The 14,617-nt window shown below is 68.6% G+C and carries 13 protein-coding genes and 2 pseudogenes; 8 read left to right on the forward strand and 7 right to left on the reverse strand.

What is annotated here, in order from left to right; genetic code table 11:
• From QR77_RS43155 to QR77_RS04245, 3 genes are all read right to left on the reverse strand, one after another.
• On the reverse strand, positions 1-363 hold a 363-nt coding region (locus QR77_RS43155; RefSeq protein WP_078877744.1), incomplete at its 3' end, for a DUF3037 domain-containing protein.
• Positions 360-1,211, reverse strand: coding sequence for a HipA family kinase (locus tag QR77_RS04240; RefSeq protein ID WP_040019737.1), 852 nt, complete (start codon positions 1,209-1,211; stop codon positions 360-362). The genes QR77_RS43155 and QR77_RS04240, both read right to left, overlap by 4 nt.
• Positions 1,178-2,161: an ATP-binding protein gene (locus tag QR77_RS04245; RefSeq protein WP_078876475.1), complete on the reverse strand. Its 984-nt coding sequence runs from the start codon at positions 2,159-2,161 to the stop codon at positions 1,178-1,180. The genes QR77_RS04240 and QR77_RS04245 overlap by 34 nt, the downstream gene beginning before the upstream one ends.
• Positions 2,162-2,521: 360 nt before the next feature.
• Here QR77_RS04245 and QR77_RS04250 point away from each other — a divergent pair.
• Positions 2,522-2,970, forward strand: a pseudogene (locus tag QR77_RS04250) (transposase); the annotation flags it as partial.
• A gap of 58 nt (positions 2,971-3,028) precedes the next feature.
• On the opposite strand, the gene QR77_RS04255 reads toward QR77_RS04250, so the two are convergent.
• The 3 genes and pseudogenes from QR77_RS04255 to QR77_RS04265 form a co-directional block, all read right to left on the reverse strand.
• On the reverse strand, positions 3,029-3,394 hold the full coding sequence (locus QR77_RS04255) for an STAS domain-containing protein (protein ID WP_052488523.1): 366 nt from the start codon (positions 3,392-3,394) through the stop codon (positions 3,029-3,031).
• Between the two features lies 1 nt (position 3,395).
• A pseudogene (locus tag QR77_RS48240) lies at positions 3,396-3,818 on the reverse strand (PP2C family protein-serine/threonine phosphatase); the annotation flags it as partial.
• A gap of 962 nt (positions 3,819-4,780) precedes the next feature.
• Positions 4,781-5,449: a TetR family transcriptional regulator gene (locus QR77_RS04265; protein WP_040019739.1), complete on the reverse strand. Its 669-nt coding sequence runs from the start codon at positions 5,447-5,449 to the stop codon at positions 4,781-4,783.
• Positions 5,450-5,606: 157 nt separating this feature from the next.
• Between QR77_RS04265 and QR77_RS04270 the strand changes: the two genes are divergently transcribed.
• The 6 genes from QR77_RS04270 (at position 5,607) to QR77_RS04295 (ending at position 11,424) form a co-directional block, all read left to right on the forward strand.
• Positions 5,607-6,443 (forward strand): SDR family NAD(P)-dependent oxidoreductase, encoded by an 837-nt coding sequence (locus QR77_RS04270; RefSeq protein ID WP_040019740.1) that lies wholly within the window; start codon positions 5,607-5,609, stop codon positions 6,441-6,443.
• A 233-nt stretch (positions 6,444-6,676) separates the two neighbouring features.
• On the forward strand, positions 6,677-7,552 hold the full coding sequence (locus tag QR77_RS04275) for an alpha/beta hydrolase fold domain-containing protein (RefSeq protein ID WP_052488525.1): 876 nt from the start codon (positions 6,677-6,679) through the stop codon (positions 7,550-7,552).
• Positions 7,553-8,053: 501 nt separating this feature from the next.
• Positions 8,054-8,812 carry an SDR family oxidoreductase gene (locus tag QR77_RS04280; RefSeq protein WP_040019741.1) on the forward strand — a complete coding sequence of 253 codons (759 nt, stop codon included), beginning with the start codon at positions 8,054-8,056 and terminating at the stop codon, positions 8,810-8,812.
• A 51-nt stretch (positions 8,813-8,863) separates the two neighbouring features.
• Complete coding sequence (locus tag QR77_RS04285; protein WP_040019743.1) at positions 8,864-9,424, forward strand: VOC family protein; 561 nt, start codon at positions 8,864-8,866, stop codon at positions 9,422-9,424.
• A 77-nt stretch (positions 9,425-9,501) separates the two neighbouring features.
• On the forward strand, positions 9,502-10,329 hold the full coding sequence (locus QR77_RS04290) for a mycofactocin-coupled SDR family oxidoreductase (RefSeq protein ID WP_040019744.1): 828 nt from the start codon (positions 9,502-9,504) through the stop codon (positions 10,327-10,329).
• Positions 10,330-10,506: 177 nt separating this feature from the next.
• The gene (locus tag QR77_RS04295) at positions 10,507-11,424 is read left to right on the forward strand and encodes a TIGR03619 family F420-dependent LLM class oxidoreductase (RefSeq protein ID WP_040019745.1); all 918 of its coding nucleotides are present in this window, start codon (positions 10,507-10,509) and stop codon (positions 11,422-11,424) included.
• A gap of 35 nt (positions 11,425-11,459) precedes the next feature.
• Here QR77_RS04295 and QR77_RS04300 read toward each other — a convergent pair whose 3' ends face one another.
• Positions 11,460-12,200, reverse strand: coding sequence for an SDR family oxidoreductase (locus QR77_RS04300; protein WP_052488527.1), 741 nt, complete (start codon positions 12,198-12,200; stop codon positions 11,460-11,462).
• Between the two features lie 99 nt (positions 12,201-12,299).
• On the opposite strand from QR77_RS04300, the gene QR77_RS04305 reads away from it, so the two are divergent.
• A complete protein-coding gene (locus tag QR77_RS04305; protein WP_040019746.1) occupies positions 12,300-14,354 on the forward strand; it encodes an ATP-binding protein in 2,055 nt (684 codons plus the stop codon).
• The last annotated feature ends 263 nt before the right edge of the window (positions 14,355-14,617 follow it).

Consider the following 14,617-nt stretch of genomic DNA (forward strand, 5'->3'; position numbering starts at 1 on the left):
CAGCCGCTCCGCCTCGGCCTCGGGGTCGGCCGTCAGGCCCGTATGCACCGGACCCGGCTGTACGACGGTCGAGCGCGGCGCGATCAGCCAGCGGAAGCGCCGCCCCGGATCGTCGCCCGCCGCCTGTCCCGCCGCCTCGCCGCCCGCACAGACCCCGGCGACGCCGCGCAGCGCCGCCCGTACCCCCACGAGGTCGGCGGCCGGGTCGAGGGCGAGCAGCTTGGTCTCGTCGAGATGGATCCTGGCGGTGACATAGGACCGGGCGCGGCAGTACACCAGCACGCCCGCGTTGAAACACTCGCCGCGCTCCATGCGCGGCACCACGCGCAGCAGCGCGTACTCGTACACGTCCCGCTGGTTCACTGGCCGCCGTCCTTGTCCGTCTTCGTGCTGTGCGGCCGGGGGGCCAGGCGGCCGGTGAGCCAGCCGGGCGCCTGGGAGGGCTTGGGATGCTCGGGCGCGTCGAGCGTGATGCGCGTATGGATGGTGGTGGCGCGCGCGAGCAGCGGCTCCACGTACGCGCGGCGCAGCGCGTCGGGTGTCGCGAAGCCCGGCTCGTCGACCAGCCACTCGTCGGGCACGAAGGACGCGACCTCGGTCAGCAGCTCCTCGGTGACCAGCGGCGCCAACTCGGCCGCCGCAGCGTCGATGTCGGGCGCGAACGGCGCGAGGGCGTGGTCCGAGGCGTTGTACGGTTTGGCCGCCGAGGCCGCCGCCGTGGGCCAGTTGTGGTGCCAGATCATGGTGGCGCCGTGGTCGATCAGCCACAGATCTCCGTGCCAGACCAGCAGGTTGGGGTTGCGCCACGACCGGTCGACGTTGTTGATGAGCGCGTCGAACCAGACGACCTGTCCTGCCTCCTCCGCCCCGACCTGGTAGGACGCCGCGTCGAAGCCGAGCGAGCCCGGCAGGTAGTCCATACCGAGGTTGAGCCCGCCGCTCGCCTTCAGCAGCTCCTGCACCTCCTGGTCCGGCTCCGAGAGTCCGATCACCGGATCGAGCTGCATCGTCACCAGCTCAGGAACGCGCAGCCCGAGCCGGCGGCCCAGTTCACCGCAAATGACCTCGGCGACAAGGGTCTTGCGGCCCTGCCCCGCGCCGGTGAATTTCATGACGTACGTACCGAGGTCGTCCGCCTCGACGATCCCGGGCAGTGATCCACCCTCCCGCAGGGGTGTCACATAGCGGGTCGCGGTGACTTCTGTGAGCATTTCCCCAGGCTATACGGTCCAGTCACCTTGGGATCAACGGACCACCCCAGGAGGTCCGCCAACCGTGAAATCACCAAGATCACCTCTGGGGAGTATCTGGGGAGTTTCGGCTGCCGCAGGCCGGGGTCGCCGGTCGGGTCCGTACTCGCCACCGTCAGCAGCAGCCGTGCTCCGGCGGGCAGACCGTCCAGCCGGGCCTGGTAACCGCGGTCGATCCAGGTCGGCACCGATGATGTGTCCGGTGGGGCGAAGCCACCGGCCGCCGGTAGTTCGAGCAGTGCCAGGGGGTTGCCGCGCGCCTCCGCCATGAGCCGCTGACGCACCCGGTCGTCGAGCGTCGCGTGGCTCCGTGCCGCCAGCAGCGTCCGTGCGTCGGCGTCGCTCAGCCCGCCGACCGACAAGCCGGGCAGTTCGTCCAGTTCGCGCCGCGCGTGACCGGGCCGAACGGCGAACACCATGGCGACAGGCTCGCAGGCGAGGCGCCGGGCGAGAAAGGCCAGCACCTTCGCCGACGCGGTGTCCAGCCAGTGGGCGTCGTCGATCAGGCACAGCAGCGCCTGCTCATGGGCGGCGCGGGACAGCAGTTCCAGGACCGCCACACCGACCCGGAACACGTCCGGCACATCGGTCACCAGCCCGAACGCGTTCCGCAGGACCTCGCGGTGCTGGAGGGGCAGGTAGGCGAGATACGACAGTATCGGCAGGCAGAACTGGTGCAGGGCGGCGAACGGTAACTCCTTTTCGTACTGCGACCCGGAAGCGCGCACGGCCCGCATCCCGGCAGCCGTCCGCCGGGTGTGGTCCAGCAGGGCGCTCTTGCCCATGCCCGCCTCACCCCGGAGAACCAGCCCCCCTCCACGACCCGCACGCGCGTCGGCGGCCACCTCGGTGAGACGTGCGATCTCCCCCTGCCTGCCGGTGAGTTGACCCGGAGGCCGAACCGATGTCATGCCGCACACCGTAGGCCGGGCGTGTTACGCGAACAAAAGATGTGACTGGTTACTCCTTGGGCAGTGTGCGGCGGGAGAGGGCAGCTTACTCAGCGCCTCTTCCGCGACAGAGGCGAACGCGACGCGGTAGCTCACACGGCGGCCGCCCCGACCCCGACGGCCTGCTGCTCGGCGCGCAGGAGGACGTCGACGCGGTCGATCGCTGCACCCGGGATGCCTTTCGGCGCCCACTTCCGGATCAGCCGGCCATCTCCCGGTAGGACTCCATCCGGTCCGCGGACAACGAGGGCCTGGTCATAGACGCGGAGACGGGTCGCTCAAAGCGCGCCGGACGGAGGGGCAGCGGCCGTCTGCGAAGCGGCTGGAAAGTCAAGGCTGAAGATCGTGGGCCGCAATCGGAGCATCGTCATCGACACCGTCGGCCTGCCCTGACCGTACTGGTCACCGCTGCGAGTGTGCAGGACTCGATCGCCGGCCAGACCCTGATCAAACGGGTCGCCGCCGACCATCCCAACGTCCGCAAGGCCTGGGTCGACGGCGGCTACCGCCAGCACCTCGTCGAGCATGCCGCCACCCTCGGCATCGACATGCACATCGTCCGCCGCGACCCCGCCACCAGAGGGTTTGCTCTCTTGCCCCGCCGCTGGACCGTCGAGAGAACGTTGGGCCGGCTCATGAACCGCCGCCGCCTGACCCGCGACTACGAAGCCCACTCGCACCGCTCCGAAGCCATGATCCACCTCGCAATGATCAACCTCATGACCCGCAGACTCACCGCCGGATCCACTCCAACATGGCGCGGTGCATGAATCGCACCAGATGAGGCAATTCTAGATGAATCGCCCTCTCGCGCATTTCCGAACCAGATCATTGCGGCCGGGTCACGCGATGAAGTTCAACGGTGGTGGCCGCTGAGGCGTCCGGGTGGATGGTGAAGACGCGGTCCAGGCCGACGACGCGCAGGATTCGGGCAGTGTTGTCGGGGACCGCGGCCAGAGCTATGTCGCTGCTTCGTTCGATGGCCAGGTTCCGGGCTGCCAGCAAACTGGTGATGCCGCTGGAGTCGCAGAAGTTCAGGCCGGCCAGATCCAGGACCAGCAGTTGCCCTGCAGCCAGGGTGAGGTTGTCCACGGCGCGGCGGAGTTCAGATGCCGTCGCATGGTCGAGGTCACCGGTGATCTCCAATACGGGACCGGTGGCCGCGTCGCGGGAGGTGATTGCCAACTGGGTCATCTCAGGTTTCACTCGCGGGGGTGGGTACAGAGACCGGAAGCGGGGCCGGTACGCCGAGGGCGAGCAGCGCGGTGTCGTCGCCGAAGCCGGCGATGAGATCGGTAAGGGCGGTGATCAGGGCCTGTGGGCCCGCCGGCCGTTGGGTGGCGGTGAAGGCGCGCAGGGCGTCCTCGCCGTACAGCTCGCGCTCGGGCCCGGTGCGGGCCTCGGTGAGGCCGTCGGTGTGGAGGAGCAGGGTGTCGCCCGGGAACAGTTGGGCGCGGGCGGCGGTGCCGTCTGCGCGCTGGATCAGCGCCGAGGGGTGGCCGCCGGAGGCCAGGTGCACGCCGACTTGGCCGCTGCCGGGTTCCAGGATGCCGAAAATGGCGGTGCAGTAGCGGGTGTCGCTGCTTGTGTACCGCTCGTGCAGGACCGTGTTCAAGGAGTGAGTGGCATCTGGCCCTTCACGGAGACCGGGACGGACAGGGACGCATTTGTCCGGGAGTCGGAGAACGCCTCTGGCCCATGAACGGTTGACGACCCCCCAGTGCCAGCCGCCCTGTACTCCTTGGGCAGTGGCCTCGGGGGACACACTCAGGCCTTGCTGCAGTCGAGGACTCCGGCTACCCGTCGGCGCCGCGGTCGTCGATGGCTCCGGCGGAGGTGGGCGGTCGAGGCTGGGGCACTCATGGCCCCGATCGCCGGCGGGCAATGTCCCCCCTGAGTGCTGCGGTATTCCAACAACCGCAGCAGCGTCGCTGCTGCCTTGGCCGGCTGGCTCAGCCCCCGCTCGCGCAACTCACTGGCGTCCACTCCGGGCTCCAATGCCGCACGTCAGTCAATTGACCGGCCGACCACCTCGTGGAGATGCATGGCCTGACTGGCCAACAGATCCGTGGCCAGGGCGCCGCAGGGCGTGGGCGACATCAACCCCGGCCCTGCACGCCGGCGACGAGGCGTAGCCGCGCCGACACGTGGCTATCCACCGTCGCGCCGTCGTTGCCGCGGCCACCGCGACGATCACCGCCCTGACCACGAGACGCAATAGCCGCCGGCCCGTCGTCCTCGGCCTCCAGCAGCTCGCACGGTGGGAAACACGGCCTGAGCCCTGCCGGCCTCGGGCGATGCCGGGCAGCAGGTCTCGGAGTCCGAGAAGGACGTCGTAGGCATCACCCAGCAGATCGGTGCCTCGTCGCCAGCTCAAGGCGACTGCCGCGCTCGTCGGCGTAGACGCGTACGGACCCGACAACCGCGCACGTGGCGCCGCGCCGCCCGCCGACAGCCCGGGGCTGACGGCGAGCATCGCCACGATGACGGGGAGGCCGTCCGCGACGGTAGGCAGCGTCTCCCGGCGCCCGGGTTTCGTCGACGGCGTCGGGAAGACTGACGCCCCCGGTTGTTCGCGCCCTACGCGCGGGCGAGGGTACCCGCGGTCAGGGTGGCCACGGTCTCCGTGAGCGCGGTGGCGAAGTCCATATGCAGGCCGGCGAGTTCCGGATCGGCATCGTAGGCGTCGAGCATCGCTCGCGAGGGACGCGCATGGGTCCACACCGCCCCGATCGTCATAATCACGGATGCGATCAAATGACGTGCCCGGTCCCCCAGTTCAGGCAGATACGCGCAGGTGACCATGACCATCTTGTCCACGTTGGCGACCGCTGCCCTTTTGTAACGGGCCGCGACCTGTGGGGAGATGTTGTGTTCCAGTACGCCTGCCTGTGCGCTGAGGAGGTCACACAGCACCCGGCGTTCGAGCAGAGAGAAGGTCAGGGCGGCGGCGAACTGCTCACATCGTTCTCCAGCAGCCATCCTGGGGTTCACCCGTGCGGCCAGCACCGCGGGCAGGTCGGCTGTCCACTGCTTCCAGGCGCGGTCCAATAGTTCGAGCAAGATCGCCTCACGTGACTCGAAGTAACGGAGCACGTTGGATTTGGCGAGCCCTACGCGGCGGCTCAGCTCGTTCAGGCTGACCGCGCCGACCGGCATCTCGTCGAGCATCGCAGCGGCGACGTCCAAGATCCTTCCGCGCCGAATCTCCCTCTGCTCCTCACTGCGCGCGCGCTGGAACGTAGGCATGCCCCCACCCTACAGATCTCGATTTCTTTGACATCAGACCGGCGGTACCTTAGGTTGAGGCGACTTAACGAACTGGCGGTCTGTAATGTGCGGAGCCAGCTCCTGCCCCCACATGGCGCCGCCGGGCCCGTCCGTGTGCGAGAAAGACGAGGCTGAAGTGTCGAAGATCTGGTTTGTCACCGGTAGTTCCCGCGGTCTGGGCCGCGCCGTCGTCACGGCCGCGCTGGAGGCGGGTGACCGGGTGGTCGCCACGGCCCGGGATACTGCCTCGCTCGATGACCTCGTCGCCCGGTACGGCGAACGCGTCCACCCACTCGTCCTGGATGTCACGGACATGGGACAGGTCATGCAGGCGGTCCGGGATGGCTGGAAGGTCTTCGGCCGCTTGGACGTGGTCGTCAACAACGCCGGCTATGCCGATCTGGCTTCCGTCGAGGACATCACAGCCGATGATTTCCGCGCGCAGATCGACACCAACTTCTACGACGTTGTCCACGTGAGCAAGGCAGCGCTGCCAATCCTGCGCAAGCAGGGCTCGGGACACATTTTCCAGGTCTCCTCGCTCGGCGGACGGATCGGGTCGGCGGGTCTCGCCGCCTACCAGAGCGCCAAGTGGGCGGTGGGTGGCTTCTCCACCGTTCTCGCCCAGGAGGTGGCACCCTTCGGCATCAAGGTCACCGTTCTCGAACCAGGTGCCATGCGCACCGACTGGGCGGGCTCCTCCATGACCGTCCCGGCGGTCAGCGAGCCTTACCAGCTCACCGTGGGCGCCTTCGCCGACATGATCCGAAACGCTGATCCCGAGGCCGCGAAGGCACACTCGGCCGACCCGGCTCGGGTGGCTCGCGCCATCGTGGACCTCGCCGGCGACCAGGACGCTCCGCTGCGCCTTCTGCTGGGCCGCGACGCGGTCCAGTACGCCTCGGCCGCTGCCGAGCAGTTGGCCGCGTCCGACGAGAAGTGGCGCCCGCTGGCAGGGTCCGTCTGGGAGTGAATCCCCGCATCGGCCCCAGTTCCTGAACCGAGTCCCGCCGGACGGGTGGCTTCGCTCAACCCGTCGAACGGCGGGACCCGTGGGCATGGCCCGCCGGACTCCGTGGACCACTTGCTTTCCGACGGCCCTTGAATCGCACTGTTCCCTTGAAGGGAAATCTCCGCATGGGCTCCTACGTGCCTAATCCACATCTGGCAGAACTGCTGTCAGCGAACGCGCAATTGGCTCATTCCATGCGTTACCCCGATATCGGTACCCCCGCAGGGCTCGCCGAGATCCGCGCCACGGACTATTCGGCGCAACGGCCCCGCACACAGCCCGTGGAGGACCGGATCATTCCGGGCCCTGCCGGTGACCTGCGGCTGCACATCATCCGCCCGGACGGTCCCCTCAAAGCGGTCATGCTCTCCGTCCATGGCGGAGGGTGGTGCATCGGCGCCCCCGAGGACGACGACGGCATCAACGACCACTACGCGCGCCACCTGGGCATCGTCACTGTCGCCGTCGGCTATCGGCTGGCACCCGAGCATCCCTACCCAGCTGCCGTCGAGGACTGCGTAGCGGCCGCCCGTTGGCTCGGCCAATACGCTGAGCGCGAGTTCGGCACGGGGAGGCTACTTCTTCATGGAGCCTCCGCCGGATCGCACCTCGCCACCCAGACTCTGTTGCACCTGCGCGACAACGACCCGGGAATACACGCCCGCATCGCCGCGGCCAGTCTGGTCTACGGCATCTACGACATCAGCGGAACCCCCAGTCAGCGCTACGCCACTCCACACACGCTCGTCCTGCCCAGCCAATGGCTCCAGGCTTTCACGGCCCACACCTTCCCCGGCCGCACCGAGAACGCTCTGCGCCACCCCTCGATCTCCCCCCTCTACGCCGACCTGAAGGGGCTGCCGCCCGCGCTGTTCACTGTCGGCGACCTGGATCCTCTCCTGGACGACAGCCTCTTCTTGGCAGCCCGCTGGCGTGCCGCCGGCAACCGCGCGGACACCGAGGTCTGGCAGCACGCCCCGCACGGTTTCAACAACCTCGCCCCCAAGACCGGAGCGGCCGTCCTCGACCGCATAACCGCTTGGCTCTCGGACCAACTCGCCGCCGACTGAGGAGAACGGAACGGCCCTGCCCGCAACCATCCTGACACCTCGCCAAGCCGGCCCGGGAGAGCGGAACATCGACGTCCCATGCTCGGTGAGGGCCTGGACGAGTGCGCGCTTCGCTGAAGCAGCGGTACGGCTACCAAGGGTTGGCCACGGGCGGGGCTTGAGCAAGATCCTGGGGACCTGGTGGCGCCATCGCCCCGATGTATCGGCCCAACAACCCTTACTTGTTTCCAGACTTGACAGACTATTTTCTCGTGTCAAGATTAGACCGATCAATCTAGAATCACTTCGCCAGTGCGCTCCTACGGGTCCTCGCCGCCGAACTCGATCAGCGGTTCCCGCTCCCCCGGAAGGCCTCTCTATGACCTCCACGACGGTGAAACCGGCGACATCACAACGGGCCGTGCTCAGGAGCGGCGCACGGGAGAAGTCGTGGCTCGGTGCGAACCCCGTCACGGCTCCAGCGCCGGCGAAGTTCACCGAAGTACAGATAGGGAACGGATCATGTCTTTGAACGGGAAAGCAGCCCTGGTGACGGGGGCCGGTCGTGGTATCGGGCGGGAGATCGCGCTCGCGCTCGCGGGCATGGGTGTCGCCTCGGCCCTTGTGGCGAGGTCCGCACATGAGCTGTCCGAGACGGCCGACATGGTGGAAGGCCGGGGTGGCAAAGCGCTCTCCCTGGTGGCGGATCTCGCCGATTCGGCTTCTCTCTCCAAGGCGATGGACCGAGCGGTCTCAGAGCTGGGCCCGATCGGGATTCTTGTCAACAACGCCGCGACCGTCGAGCCTCTTGGCCCCAGCGCCGGGATGGATCCGGCCACGTGGGCCTCCTCTCTCGGGATCAACGTGATCGCTCCTGCCTCGCTGGCCTTCGCCCTCCTGCCCGGGATGGTCGAGGCCGGCTGGGGAAGGATCATCAACGTGTCGAGCGGCGTGGTGGCCCGCCCCGGAGCGATGATCGGTGGCAATGCCTACACCATGACGAAAGCCGCTCTCGAAGCGCACACCCTCAACCTGGCCGCCGAACTCGACGGCACAGGAGTCACTGCGAACGTCTACCGTCCCGGCTCCGTGGACACAGCAATGCAGGCCTTCATCCGCACCGAGGGCAAAGGGCGCGTGAGCGAAGCGACCCACGCCCACTTCATGCGGAACCATGAGCACAAGACGCTGCTCACGCCTGAACAGTCGGCCCTGGCGCTGATCGCCCGACTTGCCTCCGATGCCTCCGGCGAAATCTGGGATGCCCCGGATCCCCACTGAGATGGGCACCCCGTCCACACTGAGCAAGCACAGAGTAAGTAAGGGCAATCCGTGGAACCACACGCCGAAGACGCACCCGTCCACCAGGTGTTCCGGGGGCTCGGAACCCCTCATCACTACGCCTACGTGGTTCACAACCTGGAGCAGGCGGTGGCCGACTGGCACGCCCTCACCGGTATCGGACCCTTCCTCGTCGTCCCGCACGTGCGATTCGAGGAGCTGACCGTCTGCGGCGCGCCGAGCACGCTCGACCACACGGCAGCCTTCGCCGCCCTCGGCGCCGGATTCGTCGAACTTCAGGTCGTCCATGAGATCAGCCCCCACGCTCGCGAGGCGTACGGAGTGAGCGGGGGTCCGGCCGCCCTGCACCACATGTCTTTTGTCGTCGACGACCTCGACACCACGTCGGCCGAGCTCGCCGCCAGGGGCGCGCCACGCACCGTCAGTGCCCGTGGGAGCGGACTTGAGGCAGTGATGCACGACACGGGGCGACTCAACGGTGCCCGAGTCGAGATCCACCGGAGGACAGCCTTTCTTGAGGAGTTCTTCGCCCAGGTACGGGCTGCGCGCGACACCTGGGACGGACGAGAACCGATGCGGCACTTCGGCTGACCACACGTACGGGGCAGTGACCGGCCCTGGACGCGGGCCGCGTGTGGCCGTCATCAAAGGAGGAAACTGTGGGATCGATGGTCGGGAAGGTCGTCCTCGTCACGGGTGCTGCCCGTGGGCTGGGCCGCGCATTCGCCGAACGGTTCGCCTTGGAGGGAGCCGATGTCCTGGCGATCGACACCGCGGAGCGGGTCGCGTCGGCCCCCTACGGGCTCCCGGGGGCGGACGATCTCGATGAGACCGCTCGCCGGGTACGGGCCTCGGGCCGGCACGCGGTCGTCGAGCGCGCGGACGTACGCGATCTCGAAGGGCTCACACGCGCTGTGGACCGCGGAGTCGAGCGACTGGGACGTCTGGACGTAGTGCTGCCAAACGCCGGAATCTTCAGCTTCGGGACCATGGCGGAACTGACGGAGTCCCAGTTCACCGAGATGATCGACATCGGCCTCACCGGGGTGTGGCGAACGATTCGGGCCGCCATCCCGCATCTCCGTGCCGGAGGCCGGGGAGGCTCCGTGATTCTCACGAACTCGACAGCGGGCCTGGAGGGAGCACCAAACGCCGGCCACTACGCCGCCGCGAAACACGGAACGGTCGGACTCATGCGCACACTGGCCCTGGAACTGGCCGACGACCGCATCCGCGTGAACAGCGTTCATCCGACCGCTGTGGACACGGACATGATCCACAACAGCACGGCGTACGCCATGTTCGCGCCGGACCTACCGCCCGAGGAGCGCACCCGGGAGGCGTTGGCCGCCCGCTTCCGATCCAGGAACGCCCTGCCGGTCCCATGGCTTTCCGCATCCGACGTCGCCGACGCCGTCGTATGGCTGGCCTCCGACCAGGCGCGCTACATCACGGGAGTGACATTGCCCGTCGACGCGGGGCAGACCGCCAAATAAGCTCCGCCGGCGTCGTGTCGACCGGATCCGGCCCGGCGCCGTCATCCGCGTCCGTTCGAAACTCGATCGCCCCGGCGTCAAAGAGGCAACCGTGAGAGGCCTTCCGGCGATCCACGGTCCCGGACCGTATCAAAGAGATCGAACCGACAACAGAGCAACAACACGGAGAGAGCGCACATGCGAATAGGTCTGGCACTGCCCACCTACGGCTCGGAGGCACGGGCCGAAGCCATTGTCAGTATCAGCCGGTCCGCAGAGGACATGGGGTACGACTCACTGTGGACAGGGGACCGTCTCCTTGCTCCCGTCTCTCCGACTCGGCGCTATCCAGGTCCCGGCGGAGTGCTGCCGCCGGACCACGCGTGCCACCTGGATCCGCTCACGGCCCTTGTCTTCAGTGCCGCCCACACCAGCCGTGTTCGCCTGGGAACGAGCACTCTCAACGGTCTTTGGCAGTCGCCCGTGATGCTGGCTCGGACTCTGACCACCCTCGATGTCCTCAGCGGCGGACGCCTCGACGTCGGCCTGGGTCTCGGCTGGATGCCCGAGGAATACACCGCGGCGAACGTGCCCTGGGACAACAGGGGCGCACGGCTCGACGAAACGCTGGATGTACTGGAGAAGTACTGGACACATGACCGTTTGGTACACGAGGGACCTCTGTTCAGTGTCCCGGAGGCCCTCGTCGGCCTGAAATCGACCCAAAGCCCCCGGCCCCCCATACTGCTCGCCGCCCTCGGGCCCACGGGACTGCGCAGGGTAGCCAGGAGGGCTGACGGCTGGCTTGCCGGGAGCATGCCGGTGCCTCGGCTCATGGGAGTGTGGGCCGAAACCCTCAAAGCCGCCGAGGCGGCGGAGCGCGATTCCTCCGCGCTGCGTATAGCACTGCGAGTGAATCCCGAATTCACTGATGCGAAGGTCGCGCCGGAACGCGTCCCCATCTGTGGATCCTTCACCCAGTACGTCGACTATGCGCGGGCTGCGGCTGAGGCGGGCGTACACGAACTCTTCATTGACTTCGGGCACACTCCGACCAGCCTGAATGAGCGAGTCGATCTGGCCGGCAGATTCATCGAGGGCGTGATGGCGGGCTGAGGTCCCGTATGTGACCAGCGCTGCCGCAAGGGACCCTAGCTCGGTTCCGCGTTCGCGGGGTAGCCCGAGAGCGCCGCCTTGTACGCCTGGGTCGGTCCGTCGACGAGCGCCTCCACCTCCCCGTGCTCCGCCGCGTCCAGGGCGGCATGGACGTACAGCTTCGCGTCGATCTTGTCCGGCCACTCGACACCCGCCGTCATGTCCGTGTCGGCCAGGCCGGAGTGGACGCCGACCACCAGCGTGCCCTGGGCGCGGAGCTCGTCCCGGGTGGAGTTCGTCAGCGACCACAGGGCCGCCTTGGACGCGCCGTAGGACCCCCAGGGGGCGTAACTCACGAAGGACAGGACGGAGAGGGCGTTGATCAGGACGCCTCCGCCGTTCCGGCCGAGCACGGGTGCGAAGGCGCGGGTCACGGCGAGGGTGCCGAAATAGTTGGTGTCCATCTCCGCGTGCGCGTCGGCCGTCGACTCCGAGCCGATCAACGGGGCCTGCCGGAAGATACCGGCGTTGTTCACAAGAAGGGTCACGTCACCACAAGCCGCAGCAGCGGCACGGACCTGCTCGGGGTCGGTGATGTCGAGCCGGACGGGCACCACTCCTGGGTCGGTGACGGTACGCGGATCGCGGGCCGCCGCGTACACCTTGGCGGCTCCTCGGGCGAGCAGCTCCTGGGCGAAGAGCCTGCCGAAGCCCCGGTTGGCGCCGGTGACCAGGGCGACGGCTCCCTGGACCGGCGAGGATGCGTTCTGTGCGATCTGTGCGGTCTTGGCGTTCATGACACCCAGGCTGTTGGCATCAGGTGCTCACCCGACAGGCCACGTCCTGTCCATTCGCCGGCCCGGCGCGTTGATCGTCCCGACCTTACGATGACTTGTATGAGCGGCGAGGAAGATCCGTCCCGCCGGGGTCTCGGTGGGCGGTTGCGGACAGCCCGGCAGAGGGGATTTGTGGGCCGGGCGGACGAGCGGGCACTGTTCCGGTCGGCACTGGACGGCGGCCCGGACGCCTGTGTCGTGCTGTTCCTGCACGGGCCTGGCGGGATCGGCAAATCGGCCCTGTTGCGGCGTCTCGCCGACGACGCGCTGGCGGCCGGACGGCCGGTGGTACGTGTGGACGGACGCACCGTGGGCCCGTCAGCGGACCGGTTCGCCGACGAGGCGCGAACGGCGACCACCACCTCCGGGGCGGTGCTGTTCATCGACGCTTTCGAGCGGTCCGAGGACATCGAGGACTGGCTGCGCGAGGATTTCCTTCCCCGCCTGCCCGCCGACGCGCTCGTGGTCGTGGGCGGCCGCAATCCGCCCGGTACGGCCTGGCGGACCGACCTGGACTGGGCGGACTCGCTGCGCGTCGTGGCGCTCCGCAACCTCCCCCCGGCGGACGCCGAGGCGCTCCTCGACGCCCGCGGTGTACCGGCCGGGAGCCGGGACCCGCTGCTCGACTTCGCCGGCGGCCATCCGCTGGCCCTGAGCCTGGCCGCCGAGGTCACGGTCCAGGACGCGGGAGGCACGAGCGGATGGACCCCGGACAGGAACGTGGTCGGGACGCTCCTGTCGCAACTGGTCGGCGCGGTGCCGTCGGCCGCCCACCGGCACGCCCTGGAGGTCTGCGCGCACGCGTACACGACGACGGAGGAACTGTTGCGCGCCGTCCTCCCCCGCGACGCCGGCCCGCTCTTCGACTGGCTGCGCACGCTGCCGTACATCGAGGCGGACGCCCGCGGGCTCTTCCCGCACGACGTCGTCAGGGACACCCTGGACACCGATCTGCGCTGGCGCGATCCGCAGGGGTACGAGGCGATGCACCGCCGTATCCGCGCGTACCTTCTGGACCGGGCGCGCGGCAGCTCGGGGCCGGACGCCCTGCACACGATGGGCGCCCTCAGCTATTTGCACCGGCACGGCGGTGTCATGCCGGACTTCGTCACCTGGCGCGGGGAGCGCGACGCGCGGGAGGACGCCGCGCGGCCGACCGACAAGGCCGCCGTCCTGGCCATGGCACGTACGACCGAGGGAGAGGAATCCGCGCGGCTGGCGGACTTCTGGTTCGACCGCCGCCCCGGCGACTTCCGGATCCACCGTCATCCGGTCACCGAGGAGCCGCTCGGCTTCATGGCCTGGCTGCGCCTGACCTCGCCCGACGACGGGTCCACACACGACCCCGTGGTGGCAACGGCCTGGCGCCACACCCGGGCGGCCGGTCCCCTGCGGCCGGGCGAGGAGATCGCCCTGGCCCGGTTCATGGTGAACCCCGCTTCCTATCAGCGCCCCTCCGCGGTCACCGACCTGATCCAGATGCGGATCCTGTCCGAGTGGCTGCGGGCGGAACACCCGGCCTGGTCGTATCTCGTGGTGGCGGACCCCGGGTTCTGGGCCCCGCAGATGGACTACCTCGACCAGCACCCGGTGCAAGACCCGGTGACCGTCGGGAACCGGACGTACACGCTGTACGCGCACGACTGGCGCGCCGTGCCGCCCGCGCCCTGGCTCGACCGCCACATCGAACAGGAACTCTTCGGCCCCCGCGCCACCACTCCCGCGCCGACTCCCCAGCTCGCCGTCCTGTCCCGCCCCGAGTTCGACACCGCCGTCGACGGCGCCCTGCGCGCATGGCACCGACCCGAGGCGCTGCGGACCAACCCGCTCGTCCGCAGCAGGCTGGCCACCGACCAGGACGAGGGCGACCCGGTGGCCGCGCTCCGGGACGTCCTCGCCGACGCGGTGGACGGGCTGGCGGCGGATCCCCGTACGGAGCATCTGCGCCGGGTCCTCACCACGGCCTACCTCCGGGGCGTACGTACCCAGGAGGCGGCGGCGGAGCGTCTCGGTCTCCCCTTCAGCACCTACCGCCGCCACCTCGCGCGGGGCACCGGACTGGTCCGCGACCGGCTCTGGGAGCGGGAGCTGCACGGGGTAGCGCTGGAACAGTGACCGGACCGCGCGTCCCGCGCCAAGACGACCCGCCTCGCCGCCGTCTCGAACGCGAGCTGCTGCTCTTCGCCGTCTTCCCCGCCCACGCGGGGGTGTTCCGCCGTTCGAGCACACCGCCGACGGAGGACGGCGGTCTTCCCCGCCAGCAGTGTCGTACCGTCAATCCTGGAGTTCTTTATGACCTCTGCATAATTTCCCGAGCCACCGTTTTACGGGTCGTTGTACGTTGACATGGTCCCGGGAGACATTCCAGTCTCGTGAGG

The organism is Streptomyces sp. 150FB, from assembly GCF_000818195.1.
Lineage (GTDB): Bacteria > Actinomycetota > Actinomycetes > Streptomycetales > Streptomycetaceae > Streptomyces.